The following is a 15,641-nucleotide window of genomic DNA, read 5'->3' as shown; positions in this document are numbered from 1 at the left end:
GGAGCGCACTCGGATCAGAAGTCTTCGGGCCGCAGCACCACGTACAGCAGGTACGCAGCAGCAACGAGTACGGCCACGCCGCACAACAGGGACAACCAGCCAGGCATGTCGGTCACTCCCCCATCTGCGCGCACGGCGGCGCGATCAATGCGATGTGCAACAACGTAGGCAGCGTATGCGTGCCAACATGGCAAAGCGCTGCCGCACCGTGCGCGCAGCGCCGATGGAGCAGACAGGTCAAGGGATGCATCGGAATCGTCCACGGCGGAACCGCTCCGCCAACCTGCGCAGTCTCTGCCTGGGCCGCGTAAAGTCGCTATGGACCTGCCGCGGGCGCGACGTAAAGTCCGCATAAAATGCGCAGAGCAGCCGTGCGCCTCAACCAGATAACCCTCTGGGTGCTCCGACTGCTGGTTCCCCGACTGCGCGGGCCTGGCGGCGCGCAGATGGCAGCCATACGGTGAAGCCCCATCTGCTCTAGGGTCGCGCCGGACAGGGTGGCGCCAGGCGGATGCGCGTCCGCTGGTGTGACCACACCACACTCAATCAAACAGTGCTCACATGTCCAGATACCTGCGCGACACAGTCGCAAGCATCATGCTGGCCGTGGCGATCGCGTCATCGCATCTGGCGATGAGTTCAGCGGCCTGGTTCGGGATCGCAGCAGCCTGCGCACGGACGGCGGCGATGACCGGTATCTGCTCGCTCGGGAAGAGGCTCCCTGCCGCTGCAAGCACATCCAGGCTGCATAGATAACGCACCGCGGCAGGCTGGTGTGGCAACGCCCCAGCCAACCGCCTCAACACCGCGGCGCCACTCTCGGTGCTGTCCAATGCATGCACGGCCCGCGTCAATTCCCTGAAGGCGGCTTGGCGCACTCCCGGATTGGGCAGTCTGTTCAACAAGGCCACCAAGTGGGTCAAGGCTTCGGCTCCATCGCCCGAACGCGCGAGGTGCTCGGCAAGCTGCGCATACGCCTGCTGGAATCGATGGATCGGCTCCAATCCGACAAGATGCAGGCGCAGGGTCACCTCCGCCAGCAGGCGGGGGCCGGTCTGGAGCGCGGCAGCCTCGGTGATCGCCAGGTTGACTGCCTCCTCGGGCAGCTGCCTGATCGCCGATGCCAGCAAATGAAACGGAAGTGCTCCGCCAATGCCTCCGGCAGCGCCGCCCTGGACCGGGGCCACGGCGCCTTGCGCTCCTGGCGCAGCATCACCTTGCACGCCCCCTGCATCAGCCTCTGCTACTGCCGCCATATGGCCACCGTGCGCTGCTCCGGCAGCAGCCTGCAGCGCTTGCCTTCGCGTGGCAATCAAACTGGGCAAGATTGCATGCAAGGCGAGCGCGCGCAGGTCCGCGGGCAAGCATCCCAGGTCATCCGTCAAGCGCGCCACCACGCGAAATGCCATATTCCCGGAATAGCGGGTGGCGTGATTCAACACCGCGGTAAACGCCTCAAATCGCTGCGCCTGCGGCAATGATGGAATCCGCGCCGCAAGCCTTCCGTATCCGCGCAATATCTGCTCGCTGCGATCCTCATCGTCCGGGTAGGGGAAATGCGTCACCTCGTCCAGGGCGACGCGCATGCTTTCTGCACTATGGACGGCCCCGAACTCCAAGCTCGGGTCATAGCGCGGCCGCGCGGTCAGGGACGCTCGCATCCCGCTGGTGTCTTCCGCCATCTGCCGCGAGACGCTACCCAGGCGCACGAGGCTGCGTGGTCCGCACCGCTGCACAATCTCGCGGCGGAGATCATTCGGCAGCGCAGAAAGTCCGTCGAAGGTCTCGGCACGCTGGGTTGGCACTGCGCCTGGGGCGAGGACTCCTTGGCTCTCCGAAGCCTGTGACGTCAACGCCTCCTGCGTTTGGCTGGTCGACGCCACAGCATGCGGCAGGCCGGTTCGGTTGATCGGCATCTCGGGTCTCCTGCGGTGTGCCGCAGCAGCGGCATCGAGTTAGGCTTCGTGCTTACTTTCCCGAAAGCGGCATCGTGTGCGCGCGCACTGTCAGAAATCGCGTTCGCCTGAACGAACGCGACGTGACAGGTGCAGATGTGGGTTCTGCGGATGGCCTGCATCCGCCGCTGCTCGCTAGTACCGCGGCGGGCGACCTGGGATCGATGCAGATGCGGCGTGCCGCCCTACCGCAGCGGCACGTTCAACACGGACGGCGCTGCAACTGGCGAGGTGAATGTCACCGTGCCACCGCCCTCGCTGGCATCGGTATAGCGCGCGTCGCGGGTGTCGATCACCAAGACCAATCGCTGCCCTGCGGGAATCTCGGTTGCCGCCGCCTGCAGTGGCCAGTCCAGCGTGACTGCGCGCCCCGATGTGGCATTGCGCAACGAATACGGCGCATGCGTAATCAGTTTCGCCACGCCCAGCGCATCCATGCAGTAGAGATACGCGAAAAGGCTGACGTTGGACTGACTGGGCACCACTGTGACGCGTAGCGACGGGCGACCGGCCAGGCGCCGGGTGCCGTTCGATGGCGAGCCGACCCACACTGCGGCGGCGGCGCGGTTGACCAGCGGAATGGAGGTGCTCACCGGCAGGCCGATGCCTTGCAGCAAACCGCTGACCAGCACCACCCCGGAATCGGCCACGCTCGGCACGTCGGTGGCGATGCGCCATTGCCAACCGCTCGCCGTCCCTCCGGTCAATCCACCGGTGGGGCTCAGCAACCCTGCTGGTGCGGACAGACCAAGCTGTGTCGTGGCCTGTTGGACCGATGCCCAGTCCGGATAGTCCAGCCATTGGCCCGCACGTGGCGATAGCCGCACTGGCGCTTCTGCATCCACGCCGTTGCGAAGCTGCTTGAGATGGCGATCGAACCAGCGCGTGGTCGCGGTATAGATCTCATTCGGTAACCCCAATGCGCCGGGCAGCTCTGCGGTGGCGTGATCGCCCTGGCTGAGCAGCAGTTGTTTGGGGCCACGCAACTGGTTGAAGAACGCAATGGTCTGATTGGGCGGAAACAATCCGTCGTTGAAGGCGTTACCCAACAGGACCGCGGTACCACGCACATTGAGCGCTGCCACATCGGTCGCAGGGCTGCGCGAGGCGGCCTGCGGCAGGAAGCCCTGCACCGCGCCGTCGTAATCGCCTTGCGCCACGCGTGCGCCAATCTGCGCCAGATCCGGGCCGGCCCGGCCGGTCAGTGCGCCCGCACCCACCAGCAGTCCCACGCCCTGCTGGCTCACCGTGCGATTGGAATACAGCGAGGCTTCCAGATCGGCCCAACCGCTGAGCGCGGCCACCGCCTTGATACGCGGGTCGCGCTCGGCCGCCAGCAGGCTGATGCCTGCGCCGTACGAGATGCCCGACGCACCGATCGCATTGGGATTGGCCGGTGTATGCGCCAATGCCCAGTCGATCACCGCACTGACGTCTTCCACCGTGTCCGGCCCGGCGATATCGATCTGCCCAGCCGAATCCCAGAATCCACGCGAGGTATAGCTGACCACCACGTAGCCGTCGCTGGCCAGTTGGGTGGCGCGCCCCAGATATTCCAGATTGGGCAGCGACCAGCTGGCCGGCATCACGATCAGCGGAAACGGCCCGGCGCCCTGCCCTTGCGGCACCAGCACCAATGCGCCCATTTGGGCGCCGTCCCAGCCTGGAATGCGTTCATAGGTCTTGCTGAAGGCGCCCGCCACGGCCGACGCCGATGCCAACAGCAACGCCAGTGCGGCGATGCTCCCGATCCAACGCTTGCTCATGCTGCTGTCTCCCACGCAAAGCCGGGCCGGGATGGCCCAGCGGCAACTGCGATGCATCCGTGGTTGGGGGGGAGAACGTGGCGAACGTACCAGACGGTACGGTATGGCTCAAGGGCCGGGATGCGGGATTGGTCAAAGTGCGTGTGCGGGTCCGCCCGCTCATGAGCTGCCAGGCAGACCGGCTTGCGACCTTCGCGCGCTTGCGGAAGAAGGTGCCCGAAGGGCGGATGAGGGCGCTGGCAGCACCCGTCGTTCCCAATGCGCTCCACCCAACTTCGCAGAACGCGCCACCGCCGCGCCCATACGCACCCAGCGATCAGCGCAGCAGCATCGTCTCAGCGCAGCGCACCGACACCGCCCACATCCGCTGCACGCTCCAACCCCACGCCTCAGCCGACGAAATGCTGGTACCCGCGCTGCGGTGGGTGCCAGGGGTTGCCTTCGGCGTCGTGCACCACCACACCGGGCGCGGCGACAATCTGGCCGATGCGGGTTGCAGCCACCTTTGCAAATTCCATTGCCTGCGCCACGGCATCGCGATGCTGCGGCGCGGCGGTGAAACACAACTCGTAATCGTCGCCACCACCGAGTTGCCAGCCAAGGCATTGCACTACGTCGATTCCGGCACTGCGCGGCATCGCCGGCAAGGCCGCAAGCAACAGGCGCGCCCCCACGCCGCTGCGTTCGCATAGATGTCCCAGATCGGCCAGCAGACCGTCGGAAATGTCCACGCAGGCATGCGCAAGCCCGCGCAGGCGCAGCCCCGCCTGCACACGGGGCTGCGGACGCAGCAGGCGGCCGCGCCAGCGCTCGTGCAACGGGTCGGCAGCCGCGCAGGTCACATCCAGCTGGCCGGCCTGCCACAACGCCAACGCGGCGGCGGCTTCACCCGGCGCACCGGTTACCCACACGTCATCGCCAACGCGCGCACCATCGCGCCGCAATGCTGCGCCAGGCGGCAGGCTGCCGATCGCAGTCACCGCGCACGACAACGGCCCGCGCGTGGTGTCGCCACCGACCAGCACGATGTCGTGTGCATCAGCCAGCGCGAAGAAGCCATCAGCAAACCCATCCACCCATGCCGCATCGTCGTGCGGCAACGACAACGACAAGGTGCACCAACGCGGTTGCGCGCCCATCGCCGCCAGATCGGAGAGATTGACAGCCAGCGTCTTCCAGCCCAGATCGTCAGCGCGCGTCTCATGCGGAAAATGCACGCCGGCATTGAGCGTATCGGCGGTGATCGCCAACTGCTCGCCGGCCGGCGGCTGCAGCAATGCTGCATCGTCGCCGATGCCCAACGGCACATCGGCACGCGCTGCAATGCGCGCACCTAGACGGGCAATTAGATCGAATTCGGGCATGGCGACGGGAATCGGGAAAAGGGAATCGGGAATCGGGAATCGCAAAAGCGCCTCAGCAGGTATCGGAAACGGTGCTCTTACGATTCCCCATTCCCGACTCCCCATTTCCCGCGGCGCTCAGGCGCCGCTGGCGCCCGACTCCACCTTGCGCCACTCCACCGCGGCGCGGTCCAGTACCCCGTTGACGTAGGTGTGGCCGTGCTCGGAGCCGAAGCGCTTGGCGGTTTCGATCGCTTCGTTGATCACCACGCGGTATGGCACATCCTGGCGGTACAGCAATTCGTAGGCGGCCAGGCGCAGCACGGCGCGTTCGATCGCATCGACCTCTTCCACGCTGCGATCCAGGTACGGCGTCAGCGCGGTATCCAGCTCGGCGCGATTACTCAGCACGCCTTCCACCAGGTTCTCGAAGTACACCAGATCGGCCACTTCATGCGCCTGCTCGTGCGCGAACTGCGCGATCACCTGCTTGGCGAAACCGCCGGAGATCTGCCAGGCATAGACCGCCTGCAAGGCGCGCCGACGTGCGCGCGACCGCAGCACCGGGTCGATGCCGTCGCGACGGCCGTGGCGCGAATGCCCACCGGGCTTGCTCATGGCAGCAACTCCATCAAATTCACCAGTTCCAGCGCTGCAAGCGCGCATTCCTCGCCCTTATTGCCGTGGCTGCCGCCAGCACGGGCTTCGGCATCTTCCACGCGTTCGACCGCCAGCACGCCATTGAGCACCGGCACGCCGGTCTGCAACTGCACGCTCATCAGGCCTTCGGCACACAGGTCGGCCACGTGCTCGTAATGGCGGGTATCGCCACGAATCACGCAGCCTAGCGCGATGATCGCGCCGTGCTGACCGGACTGCGCCACGCGATTGGCGGCGATCGGGATCTCCCAGGCGCCCGGCACGCGGATCACGTCGATGGCGTCTTCGCCGATGCCGTTGCCGGCCAGGCTCTGGCGCGCGCCGGCAACCAGCACGTCGGTGATACGGGCATTCCAGCGGCTGGCGATGATCGCAAAGCGCGCGGTGGTGGGGCGAAGATCGCCTTCGTAGTGGGTCATGCGGGTCGGCAACTCGAGGGGGCGGGAAGTTTAACAGCTGCCGGGCCCAGGCCTGGCGACGCGTGTGGGCCGGGTCGGCCAAAGCAGACCCGGCCATGCGCGTCGACAACACAGGCCATGGCAATCGGCCGAAGTTATTGAGGACATCGCCCAGCGCTACCAGGCTCTTGCGCCTGCGCAGCCAGCCAGCGCACGCCATGGCTGGATTGGTAGCGACACCAGGCCACTGCGTTGCCGGCACACGCACCGCGTTGCTGACAGCTGCGCGCCGTCAGCAACGCAACAGTCGAGACCACCGCGACCGGCCAAGTGATTGCGGCAACCGCTCGCAGCCATCTCAGGGAACGGCAGACGGCGGCACCGAGCGCACGCCTTCACCGGCATGGCACTCCAGATACTCGACCACCTCCAGCCCGAATCCGGCCAACCCCACCTGGCGCCGGGGGGTGCCCAGCACGCGCAACTTGCCCAGGCCGAGGTCGGCCAGGATCTGCGCACCGGCGCCGTTGCGCCGCCACTGACTCACGTCCTTGGCATTGGCGGCGGCTTCGGGCTGCTGGCGCAGCCGTGCCAGCAGCGATTCGCTGTCGCGTGGCGCCGACAGCACCACCATCACGCCCTGCCCCTCGGCGGCGATCGCGCGCAAGGCATCGGTGGCTGCCACGCCGAAGTCATCGCGCTGCCAGTGCAGCAGGTCGGCCAATGGGTTTTCCACCTGGACGCGCACCAGCGTCGGCGTCTGCGGATCGGCGCGCCCGCGCAACAGCGCAAAGTGCAGGTCGTGCGCGATGCGGTCGCGGTAGGTCACAAGCTTGAACGCACCGAATTCGGTGGTGATCTCGCGCTCGTCCACGCGCTCGACGGTGTGCTCATTGGCAAGCCGATATGCGATCAGGTCGGCGATCGAGCCCATCTTCAGCCCATGCTCGCGCGCGAACACTTCCAGCTGCGGGCGACGCGCCATGCTGCCGTCCGGGTTGAGCACCTCCACCAGCACACCGGCCGGTTCCAGTCCGGCCAGCATCGGCAGATCGCTGGCCGCTTCGGTGTGGCCGGCGCGGGTCAGCACGCCACCGGGCTGGGAGATCAACGGGAAGATATGCCCGGGCTGGCTCAAATCCTGTGGCCGGGCATCCGGGCGGACTGCGGTGCGCACGGTGTGCGCGCGGTCGTAGGCCGAAATGCCGGTGGTCACCCCTTCGGCCGCTTCGATGCTGACAGTGAAGTTGGTCTGGAACTGCGCGGTGTTGTTGCGCACCATCGGCGCCAGACCCAGCTGCGCGCAGCGCGCGCGGGTCAGCGACAGGCACACCAGCCCGCGCGCGTGGGTGACCATGAAGTTGATGTCCGACGGCTTCACCAACTCGGCGGCCATGATCAGATCGCCTTCGTTTTCGCGGTCTTCGTCATCGACAATGACCACCATGCGTCCGGCGCGCAGTTCTTCGATCAGTTCCGGAACGGGCGCGAAATTCATGCTGCCCCCCGCGTGCCGAGCAGGCGTTCGACGTAGCGCGCCACCAGATCGATTTCCAGGTTCACCGCCGCACCGACCGCAGTCTGCGCAAACGCGGTGTGGGCTACGGTGTGCGGAATCAACGCGACCTCGAAGCCGTCTTCGTCTACGTCGTTGACGGTGAGGCTCACGCCGTCCACGCAAATCGAGCCCTTCTTGGCCACATAGCGCAACACCGACGCCGGCGCGGCAAACCGCCAGCGTTGCGCACGCGCATCGTCATGGACCGACTGCACCTGGCCCAGGCCATCCACATGTCCGCTGACCAGGTGCCCGCCAAGCCGATCGGTGGGTCGCATCGCGCGTTCCAGATTGAGCAATGCGCCCTCCGGCAACGCGCCCAAGGTGGTCAGCGACAGCGTCTCGGTCGAGGCATCGGCCTGAAAACTGGCCGCGTCGAACGCAATCACGGTCAGGCACACGCCATTGACCGCGATGCTCTCGCCCAACTGGACCGCTTCGAACGGCAGCGTGCCGGTGGCGAAGGTGAAACGCACATCGCCGCCCTGCGGCTGTCGCGCGGCCAGCTGGCCGACGCCTTCGATGATGCCGGTGAACATCAGCGTGCCCCCGCTTGCAGCAGCAAGGCTGCCGTGGTGGAGCGCTGGAAGGCCGCGGCGCAGCGCGGCAGGTGGTGCATGGACATTAGTCGTTTCTCGCAGGAGTTGAGCGAAAAACGCCGCAAGGCAAAGCAAACAGGCGCGCGCACAGCCGCAAGGCTGTGCGGTGGCCGTCTTCTTTCATCCGGACTATACCGTCGGCTCCGGCATCGGACCGGATCTGCTGACCTTGCGCAGCAGGGGTTTGGCGTTAGTCCGCTCAACCCTGGAGTGCAAGCGCTCGCGGGCTCGCATGCTTGCGCATGCCTACCGCCGGTGGGGAATCGCACCCCGCCCTGAAGACGTTCGTGAGTACCGGCGAACCGGCGCGCAAAGTTTAACAGGGCACATCGGCGCGAAGGCTGAGTGTGGAAGAAGTCTGGCAGGACACTGCGTCATGTCAGGAAATCCCCCATAGCCAGGATTGTGAAGGATCTGTTAATTTATGCGCCGCGACGGGAGACGTCGTTCTTTTCCACCTCGCAACGGGGTGGAGACACGGACATCAATTCGGAGAGAGACATCCAATGCGTAAGACCCTGATTCTGGCTGCCCTGCTGGCGGCCGCACCGTTTGCCGCGTCTGCGGAAGGCCTGAGCTACACCTATGTCGAAGGTGGCTGGAACCGTACCGAAATCAGCGTCAATGGCGATTCGGACGATATCGACGGCGGCTACATCCGCGGCTCCTGGCAGATTGCCCAGCCGGTCTACCTGTTGGCCAGCTATGAGCGCGCCAACAAGGATTACACCCTCGGTGGCGGCTTTGTGCTCGAGGGCACGCTGCAGCAGGCCACGTTGGGTATTGGGTACCGCCAGGAAATGACCGAGCGCGTCGAGTTCACCGCCGACATCAGCGTGTTGCGCGCCAAGGTCGAATCCGACCTGCGCCTGCGCGGCCGTTCGGTCGACGATGCGTCGGATTCGAGCAACCTGGGCTTCGCCAACCTGGGTCTGCGCGGCAAGCCTTCGCCGCGCACCGAAGCCTGGATCAAGGCCGGCTACATCGACGGTAGCGACGTGGACAAGGGTGAGTTCGTCGGCACCCTGGGTGGCCAGGTCAACTTCACCCGCACCTGGGGCCTGGTCGCCGAGGCGCAGTTCGTCGACGACGCCAACCAGTACAAGGTCGGCGTGCGCGCGAGCTTCTGATCGGCGTCGCGCATGAAAAAAAAGGCCCCGCATGCGGGGCCTTTTTTATGCGCGTAACGGCACGGCCGCGCAGCATCGCGCGCCCCATGCAGCGCTCACCCGGCAACAACCGGCGCATAGCGCAGACGCAGATTCTGGCCCAGCTGGCGCACATCCAGCAGCTGCAGCGCAGCGCGCTGCGCCATCGTTTCGATGCCAAGGCCAGCGAGCAAGGGCTTTGCGGTGTCGCCCAGCAGCACTGGGGCCATGTAGACCAGCAGTTCGTCGACCAGCCCGGCCTGCAGCAGCGCACCGCTCAGCGTGGCGCCGCCTTCCACGTGGACTTCGTTGATGCCGCGCTCGGCTAGCAGCGCCAGCACCGCGGTCAGATCGAAACGTCCAGCATGCAGCTGCATCGCAAGGAACTGCGCATCGGTCAGCAAAGGTGCGACCACATCTTCGCCATGCAGATACAGCGTCGGCGCATCGCCCTGACGAATGTTCCTGCACGCCAACGTCCGCAGCCCGGCATCGAGCACCACGCGCAACGGCGGCACGACCGGCGTGTCCTCGCCCAGCCGCACCGTCATGGATGGGTCGTCGGCCATCACCGTACCTGCACCGGTCAGGATCGCGCCCGCACGTGCGCGCCAGCGCTGCACATCTGCACGCGCATCGGCACTGGTGATCCATTTGGATTCGCCGCTGGCCAGCGCGGTACGGCCGTCCAGGCTGGCGCCGAGTTTGACCCGCAACCACGGCCGCCCACGCTCCACCCGCGACAGAAATCCCCGGTTAAGCGTGCGCGCCTGCGCCTGCATCACGCCGCTCAGCACTTGGATCCCTGCCTCGCGCAGCAACGCGAAACCGCCGCCATTGACCTGCGGAAACGGGTCGGCCATCGCCGCGACCACACGTCTGACGCCTGCCTCGATCAAGGCCAGCGCACACGGCGGCGTGCGTCCGTAATGCGCGCATGGCTCCAGCGTCACATACGCGGTGGCACCGCGCGCCAACTCACCCGCTGCACGCAGCGCGAAGACTTCGGCATGCGGGCCGCCGGCACGTTGATGAAAGCCCTCGCCCACGCATACGCCATCGCGCACGATCACGCAGCCCACCATCGGATTGGGGCGGGTGGTGTAGGCGCCGCGCTCGGCCAGACGCAACGCCTGCGCCATCCAGCGATGGTCGTCGGCACTGGCGGTCGTTGCGGCCTCACTCATTGCGTCACCACTCCCGGCGCAATGCGCATCACCACGATCTGCATCGGGCCCAGCAATAATTCGGTATGTGTCTGCCATCCCAGGCGCTGGTAGAACGGCACCAATCCCGGCTGGCAATACAGATAGAGCAGCGGCACGCCCAGCTGCGCGGCGGCCTGCACACAGTGCGCCACCAACGCCTCCCCGATGCCCTGCCCGCGCGCTTGCGGCTGCACATACAACGACGCCAACCAGGGCGACCATCGTCGGATGCGTGCGTCGTCGTTTTCGAGCAGGCTCACCGAGCCCAGCCACTGCGTTTGATCCAGCGCCACCCAGGTCGTCGGAATGACGCCATCGCGCGCATGGCTGCGCAACTCGCTCAGCGCCTCATCGATGTTCCACTCCGGCAACAGCGCGCCGAAGGCCTGTAGATGCGCTTGCGCAATCGCAGGCAGGTACTGCGGCGTTTGCGCAACGCAGGCGATGCGCATCGCGCTCATCGCTTGCCGGGTTTGCCGGCGCGTTCCAATGCCGCTTCCAGCAGCGGCAGTTGTTCGCTGCCGACCGGCAGTTCGCGTTCGAGCTTTTCGATTTCCTCGCGGAAGTCGGCCACGTCCTGAAAACTGCGATACACCGAGGCAAAGCGCACATAGCCGACATGATCGAGCTTGCGCAGCTCCACCATCACGTATTCGCCTACCCGCAGCGAACCCACTTCGCGCTCGCCGGACATGCGCAGCTGGTGCACCACCGCGCGCACCGCCGCTTCGATCTGCTCTTCGGCCACCGGCCGCTTTTGCAGCGCGCGGTCGAAGCTGGTGCGCAGCTTGCGTGCATCGAACGCCTCGCGTCCACCATCGCTCTTGACCACGGTGGGCAGCTTCAGCTCGATCGTTTCCAACGTACTGAACCGTTCGCCGCACGCCTCGCACTCGCGGCGCCGACGGATCGTCGTGCCGTCTTCGGACACCCGCGAATCGATCACGCGGGTGTCGTTGTGCTGGCAGAAGGGGCAATGCATCAGACGTCCGGGAATAGGGAGAGGGCAATAGGGAATCGGGCCAGCAGAGCTATCGCAGCGTCGCTTTTACCATTCTCGTCTCCCCATCCCCCATTCCGTATCAGCCATACACCGGATAGCGCTTGCACTGCGCAGTCACCGCGTCGCGCACCTTCGCCAGCACGGCTTCGTCGGTTGGCGCGTCGAGCACGTCGGCGATCCAGTTGGCCAGATCGATGCTGTCCCGTTCCTGGTAACCGCGCGTGGTGATCGCCGGGGTGCCCAGGCGCAGACCGGAGGTGACGAACGGCGAGCGCGGGTCGTTGGGGACCGAATTCTTGTTGACGGTGATGTGCGCCTTGCCAAGCGCGGCTTCGGCATCCTTGCCGGAGACGTCGCGACCGATCATGTCCACCAGCATCAGATGGTTCTCGGTGCCGCCGGAAACGATCTTGTAGCCGCGCGCGATCAGCGTATTGGCCATCGCCTGGGCGTTCTTGACCACTTGTTGCTGATAGGTCTTGAACGCCGGCTCCAGCGCCTCCTTGAACGCCACCGCCTTGGCCGCGATGACATGCATCAGCGGGCCGCCCTGGATGCCGGGGAACACGATCGACTGCAGCTTTTTCTGCAGCTCTTCGCTGGCGCCCTTGGCGACGATGATGCCGCCACGCGGGCCACGCAGTGTCTTGTGCGTGGTCGAGGTGACCACGTGCGCATGTTCCATCGGGCTGGGATACACCCCGGCGGCGACCAGGCCGGCGATGTGCGCCATGTCCACGAACAGGTAGGCACCGACGCTGTCGGCGATGGCGCGGAAGCGGGCCCAGTCGATCTTCTGCGAATACGCAGAGAAACCGGCCACCACCATCTTCGGCTTGTGCTCGGCCGCAAGACGCTGGACCTCGTCGTAATCGATCAGGCCCTGCTCGTTGACGCCGTACTGCACCGCGTTGAACAGCTTGCCGGAGACGTTGACCTTCGCGCCGTGGGTCAGGTGGCCGCCATGCGCCAGGCTCATCCCCAGGATGGTGTCGCCCGGCTGCAGCAGTGCCAGATACACCGCCTGATTGGCCTGCGAACCGCTGTGCGGCTGGACGTTCGCGTAATCGGCGCCAAATACCTGCTTGATGCGCTCGATCGCCAGTTGTTCGGCAATATCCACGAACTCGCAGCCGCCGTAGTAGCGCTTGCCCGGATAGCCTTCGGCGTACTTGTTGGTCAGCTGGCTGCCCTGCGCTTCCATCACCAACGGGCTGCAGTAGTTTTCGCTGGCGATCAGCTCGACGTGATCCTCCTGGCGGCCGGCTTCAGCAGCGATGGCCTTGGCCAGTTCGGGGTCGTAGGTTTCCAGTCGGACATCGCGCGAGAACATTCGAAGCTCCGGGGCAGCTATTGCCAGTAGGGTCGCCGATTGTAAGCCCCTGCCGCACGGGTGACCAACCGCGCAGCCGGCACGGCCGGTACCCCCGTACTGCGCACATGACAAAGGCGCACCCGGAGATGCGCCTTTGTGCGATGACTGGCCCGACAGCCGGTCGCGGCCGGAAATGACCCGGTGGCCGCGCCGAATTAGTTGTTGAGCACCAGGTCGGCAATGATACCGGTGGCGATAGCCACCAACAGCAGATTGCCGCGGTCGTCGCGCTGCCAGCGATAGCCGTACGGCGGGCGGCGCAGGTCGTAGCGGTCGTAATCGTTCACCACATAGACCGGGCCATGGTAGCGCTGGCCACGGGCCCAGTACGGACGCGGCGGCGGGCCGGCGCGGTAGTACGCGGGGCGGTCGTAGACGTAGACGCGATTGCGGTCGTAGCGGCGGTCCTGATAGCGGGCATCGCGGTAGCCCTCGCGATAGCCATTGCTGTAGTAGCGGCGGTCCTGGCGCCACTCGCGACGGTCGTCACGGCGGTCGTCGCGCCAGTCCCTTCGATGGTCGGGGCCATGGTGGCGATCATGGCCGCGGCGATCGTGGTCGCGGTCCCAATCCCCAGCGAACGCAGCAGGTGCGAAGGCACCCAGCGCCAGGATGGAGGAAAGCACAACGGTAACGATGCGTTTGCGGTTCATGACGGTTCCTGTTCGCGGTGTCGTAATTTCATTAAGGGACGGACCGCCTTAACGCATTCTTGCTGGAATCGATTACGAAAAAGCCTATTCAGGTCGAAAGTAAGGTGCCGTTTAACTGCCGGGGCGCTGCCGCGACCCAAGCCACTTGCCCGTATAATTGGCGCAATCCCTTTTCCGCTGCCTCCGGCCTCGGCCGGCGGGCTGCCTGCGTCCACGGAGCCCCCATGTCGCAATATATCTACACCATGAACCGCGTCAGCAAGGTGGTCCCGCCCAAGCGGCAGATCATCAAGGACATCTCGCTGAGCTTCTTCCCGGGCGCCAAGATCGGCCTGCTGGGCCTGAACGGCGCGGGCAAGTCCACGGTACTGAAGATCATGGCCGGGGTGGACACCGATTTCGAAGGCGAGGCACGCCCGCAACCGGGCATCAAGGTCGGCTACCTGGCGCAGGAACCGCAGCTCAATCCCGAGCACACCGTGCGCGAGGCGGTGGAAGAGGGCGTGGGCGACGTGCTGCAGGCCCAGGCCGCGCTGGACGCGGTGTATCTGGCCTATGCCGAAGAAGGCGCCGATTTCGACGCGCTGGCCAAGGAACAGGAACGCCTGGAAGCAATCCTGGCCGCCGGCGATGCGCACACCCTGGAAAACCAGCTGGATGTGGCCGCCGATGCGCTGCGCCTGCCGCCGTGGGACGCCATCGTCGGCAAGCTCTCCGGTGGCGAAAAGCGTCGCGTGGCGCTGTGCCGCCTACTGTTGCAAAAGCCGGACATGCTGCTGCTCGACGAACCCACCAACCACCTGGACGCCGAGTCGGTGGAATGGCTGGAGCAGTTCCTGGCGCGCTACACCGGCACCGTGGTGGCGGTGACGCATGATCGCTACTTCCTCGACAACGCCGCCGAGTGGATCCTGGAACTGGACCGCGGCCGCGGCATTCCGTGGAAGGGCAACTACACCGACTGGTTGACCCAGAAGGACGAGCGCCTCAAGCAGGAAGACAACCAGGAGAAGTCCCGCCAGAAGGCGATCCAGAAGGAACTGGAATGGTCGCGCCAGAACGCCAAGGGCGGCCGCACCAAGGGCAAGGCACGTCTTGCCCGCCTGGAAGAACTGCAATCGGTCGATTACCAGAAGCGCAACGAAACCAACGAGATCTTCATCCCGCCGGGCGAACGCCTGGGCAACGCGGTGATGGAGTTCAAGAACGTGTCCAAGAAGTTCGGCGACCGCCTGTTGATCGACAACCTGTCGATGATCGTGCCGCCGGGCGCCATCGTCGGCATCATCGGCCCCAACGGTGCCGGTAAGTCGACCCTGTTCAAGATGATTACCGGCCAGGAAAAGCCGGACTCCGGCGAGATCGTGGTCGGACCGACCGTGCAGCTGTCGTACGTGGACCAGAGCCGCGACGCGCTGGAAGGCAACCACAATGTGTTCCAGGAAATCGCTGGGGGCCTGGACATCCTCAACATCAACGGCATCGAGATCCAGTCGCGCGCCTACATCGGCCGCTTCAACTTCAAGGGCCAGGACCAGCAGAAGATGGTCGGTTCGCTGTCCGGTGGTGAGCGCGGTCGTCTGCACATGGCCAAGACCCTGCTGCAGGGCGGCAACGTACTGCTGCTCGACGAACCGTCAAACGACCTGGACATCGAAACCCTGCGTGCGCTGGAAGATGCGTTGCTGGAATTCCCTGGCAATACCTTCGTGATTTCGCATGACCGCTGGTTCCTGGACCGCATCGCCACGCACATCCTGGCCTTCGAAGGCGATTCGCACGTGGAGTTCTTCCAGGGCAACTATCGCGAGTATGAAGAAGACAAGCGCCGCCGCATGGGCGACGACGCCGGCCCCAAGCGCCTGCGCTTCAAGGCGTTGAAGTAAGTCGTCGTCGGAGTAGAAAAAAGGCGCCGAAAGGCGCCTTTTTTATCTGCGATGTCATCGGACGGATGCTTGGCTGTTGGTTGCTATCG

15 protein-coding genes and 1 riboswitch are annotated in these 15,641 nt (G+C 65.4%); of the genes, 2 read left to right on the top strand and 13 right to left on the bottom strand.

What is annotated here, in order from left to right; genetic code table 11:
• Positions 1 to 14: 14 nt before the first annotated feature.
• The 8 genes from EO156_RS17325 to EO156_RS17285 form a co-directional block, all read right to left on the bottom strand.
• Positions 15 to 107 (bottom strand): potassium-transporting ATPase subunit F, encoded by a 93-nt coding sequence (locus tag EO156_RS17325; protein ID WP_005910961.1) that lies wholly within the window; start codon positions 105 to 107, stop codon positions 15 to 17.
• 450 nt (positions 108 to 557) lie between these two features.
• Positions 558 to 1,916 carry a type III secretion system effector F-box protein XopI gene (gene xopI / locus EO156_RS17320; protein ID WP_016850154.1) on the bottom strand — a complete coding sequence of 453 codons (1,359 nt, stop codon included), beginning with the start codon at positions 1,914 to 1,916 and terminating at the stop codon, positions 558 to 560.
• Between the two features lie 224 nt (positions 1,917 to 2,140).
• Positions 2,141 to 3,721 (bottom strand): CocE/NonD family hydrolase, encoded by a 1,581-nt coding sequence (locus EO156_RS17315; protein ID WP_011050516.1) that lies wholly within the window; start codon positions 3,719 to 3,721, stop codon positions 2,141 to 2,143.
• Positions 3,722 to 4,110: 389 nt separating this feature from the next.
• Positions 4,111 to 5,085 carry a thiamine-phosphate kinase gene (gene thiL / locus EO156_RS17305; protein WP_029828073.1) on the bottom strand — a complete coding sequence of 325 codons (975 nt, stop codon included), beginning with the start codon at positions 5,083 to 5,085 and terminating at the stop codon, positions 4,111 to 4,113.
• A gap of 117 nt (positions 5,086 to 5,202) precedes the next feature.
• Entirely contained in the window at positions 5,203 to 5,682 is a 480-nt protein-coding gene (gene nusB, locus EO156_RS17300; RefSeq protein WP_016848945.1) for a transcription antitermination factor NusB, read from the bottom strand.
• On the bottom strand, positions 5,679 to 6,143 hold the full coding sequence (gene ribH / locus EO156_RS17295; protein ID WP_003490334.1) for a 6,7-dimethyl-8-ribityllumazine synthase: 465 nt from the start codon (positions 6,141 to 6,143) through the stop codon (positions 5,679 to 5,681). The genes nusB and ribH overlap by 4 nt, the downstream gene beginning before the upstream one ends.
• A 337-nt stretch (positions 6,144 to 6,480) precedes the next feature.
• Positions 6,481 to 7,620 (bottom strand): 3,4-dihydroxy-2-butanone-4-phosphate synthase, encoded by a 1,140-nt coding sequence (ribB, locus tag EO156_RS17290; protein WP_005920961.1) that lies wholly within the window; start codon positions 7,618 to 7,620, stop codon positions 6,481 to 6,483.
• Positions 7,617 to 8,219, bottom strand: a complete 603-nt coding sequence (locus EO156_RS17285) for a riboflavin synthase (RefSeq protein ID WP_005920959.1) — start codon at positions 8,217 to 8,219, stop codon at positions 7,617 to 7,619. The genes ribB and EO156_RS17285 overlap by 4 nt, the downstream gene beginning before the upstream one ends.
• Before the next feature lie 168 nt (positions 8,220 to 8,387).
• Positions 8,388 to 8,566: riboswitch (FMN riboswitch) on the bottom strand.
• A 219-nt stretch (positions 8,567 to 8,785) separates the two neighbouring features.
• Here EO156_RS17285 and EO156_RS17280 point away from each other — a divergent pair.
• On the top strand, positions 8,786 to 9,409 hold the full coding sequence (locus EO156_RS17280) for a hypothetical protein (protein WP_005910986.1): 624 nt from the start codon (positions 8,786 to 8,788) through the stop codon (positions 9,407 to 9,409).
• A 95-nt stretch (positions 9,410 to 9,504) separates the two neighbouring features.
• On the opposite strand, the gene ribD is transcribed toward EO156_RS17280, so the two are convergent.
• The 5 genes from ribD to EO156_RS17255 all read right to left on the bottom strand — a co-directional run bounded on the left by ribD (position 9,505) and on the right by EO156_RS17255 (position 13,666).
• Entirely contained in the window at positions 9,505 to 10,614 is a 1,110-nt protein-coding gene (ribD, locus tag EO156_RS17275) for a bifunctional diaminohydroxyphosphoribosylaminopyrimidine deaminase/5-amino-6-(5-phosphoribosylamino)uracil reductase RibD (protein WP_016848946.1), read from the bottom strand.
• Positions 10,611 to 11,096, bottom strand: coding sequence for a GNAT family N-acetyltransferase (locus EO156_RS17270; protein WP_016848947.1), 486 nt, complete (start codon positions 11,094 to 11,096; stop codon positions 10,611 to 10,613). The genes ribD and EO156_RS17270 overlap by 4 nt, the downstream gene beginning before the upstream one ends.
• The gene (gene nrdR / locus EO156_RS17265) at positions 11,093 to 11,617 is read right to left on the bottom strand and encodes a transcriptional regulator NrdR (RefSeq protein WP_003490311.1); all 525 of its coding nucleotides are present in this window, start codon (positions 11,615 to 11,617) and stop codon (positions 11,093 to 11,095) included. The genes EO156_RS17270 and nrdR overlap by 4 nt, the downstream gene beginning before the upstream one ends.
• Before the next feature lie 100 nt (positions 11,618 to 11,717).
• A complete protein-coding gene (gene glyA / locus EO156_RS17260) occupies positions 11,718 to 12,971 on the bottom strand; it encodes a serine hydroxymethyltransferase (protein ID WP_016848948.1) in 1,254 nt (417 codons plus the stop codon).
• 197 nt (positions 12,972 to 13,168) lie between these two features.
• Entirely contained in the window at positions 13,169 to 13,666 is a 498-nt protein-coding gene (locus tag EO156_RS17255; protein WP_003490306.1) for an RcnB family protein, read from the bottom strand.
• Positions 13,667 to 13,890: 224 nt separating this feature from the next.
• Between EO156_RS17255 and ettA the strand changes: the two genes are divergently transcribed.
• Entirely contained in the window at positions 13,891 to 15,552 is a 1,662-nt protein-coding gene (ettA, locus tag EO156_RS17250; RefSeq protein ID WP_005910999.1) for an energy-dependent translational throttle protein EttA, read from the top strand.
• Positions 15,553 to 15,641: the final 89 nt, after the last annotated feature.

This window comes from Xanthomonas sp. DAR33341, assembly GCF_003992815.1.
Classification (GTDB): Bacteria; Pseudomonadota; Gammaproteobacteria; order Xanthomonadales; family Xanthomonadaceae; genus Xanthomonas; species Xanthomonas cissicola.
Note: the sequence above shows the minus strand (reverse complement) of the source record. Positions and strands in the feature narration are given on the sequence as shown.

Coding starts and splice junctions, on each gene's coding strand:
- nrdR (WP_003490311.1), bottom strand. CDS start 11,617: ATGCATTGCCCCTTCTGCCAGCACAACGACACCCGCGTGATCGATTCG.
- EO156_RS17270 (WP_016848947.1), bottom strand. CDS start 11,096: ATGAGCGCGATGCGCATCGCCTGCGTTGCGCAAACGCCGCAGTACCTG.
- xopI (WP_016850154.1), bottom strand. CDS start 1,916: ATGCCGATCAACCGAACCGGCCTGCCGCATGCTGTGGCGTCGACCAGC.
- EO156_RS17315 (WP_011050516.1), bottom strand. CDS start 3,721: ATGAGCAAGCGTTGGATCGGGAGCATCGCCGCACTGGCGTTGCTGTTG.
- ribD (WP_016848946.1), bottom strand. CDS start 10,614: ATGAGTGAGGCCGCAACGACCGCCAGTGCCGACGACCATCGCTGGATG.
- EO156_RS17255 (WP_003490306.1), bottom strand. CDS start 13,666: ATGAACCGCAAACGCATCGTTACCGTTGTGCTTTCCTCCATCCTGGCG.
- glyA (WP_016848948.1), bottom strand. CDS start 12,971: ATGTTCTCGCGCGATGTCCGACTGGAAACCTACGACCCCGAACTGGCC.
- EO156_RS17280 (WP_005910986.1), top strand. CDS start 8,786: ATGCGTAAGACCCTGATTCTGGCTGCCCTGCTGGCGGCCGCACCGTTT.
- ettA (WP_005910999.1), top strand. CDS start 13,891: ATGTCGCAATATATCTACACCATGAACCGCGTCAGCAAGGTGGTCCCG.
- thiL (WP_029828073.1), bottom strand. CDS start 5,085: ATGCCCGAATTCGATCTAATTGCCCGTCTAGGTGCGCGCATTGCAGCG.
- nusB (WP_016848945.1), bottom strand. CDS start 5,682: ATGAGCAAGCCCGGTGGGCATTCGCGCCACGGCCGTCGCGACGGCATC.
- ribB (WP_005920961.1), bottom strand. CDS start 7,620: ATGAATTTCGCGCCCGTTCCGGAACTGATCGAAGAACTGCGCGCCGGA.
- ribH (WP_003490334.1), bottom strand. CDS start 6,143: ATGACCCACTACGAAGGCGATCTTCGCCCCACCACCGCGCGCTTTGCG.
- EO156_RS17285 (WP_005920959.1), bottom strand. CDS start 8,219: ATGTTCACCGGCATCATCGAAGGCGTCGGCCAGCTGGCCGCGCGACAG.
- EO156_RS17325 (WP_005910961.1), bottom strand. CDS start 107: ATGCCTGGCTGGTTGTCCCTGTTGTGCGGCGTGGCCGTACTCGTTGCT.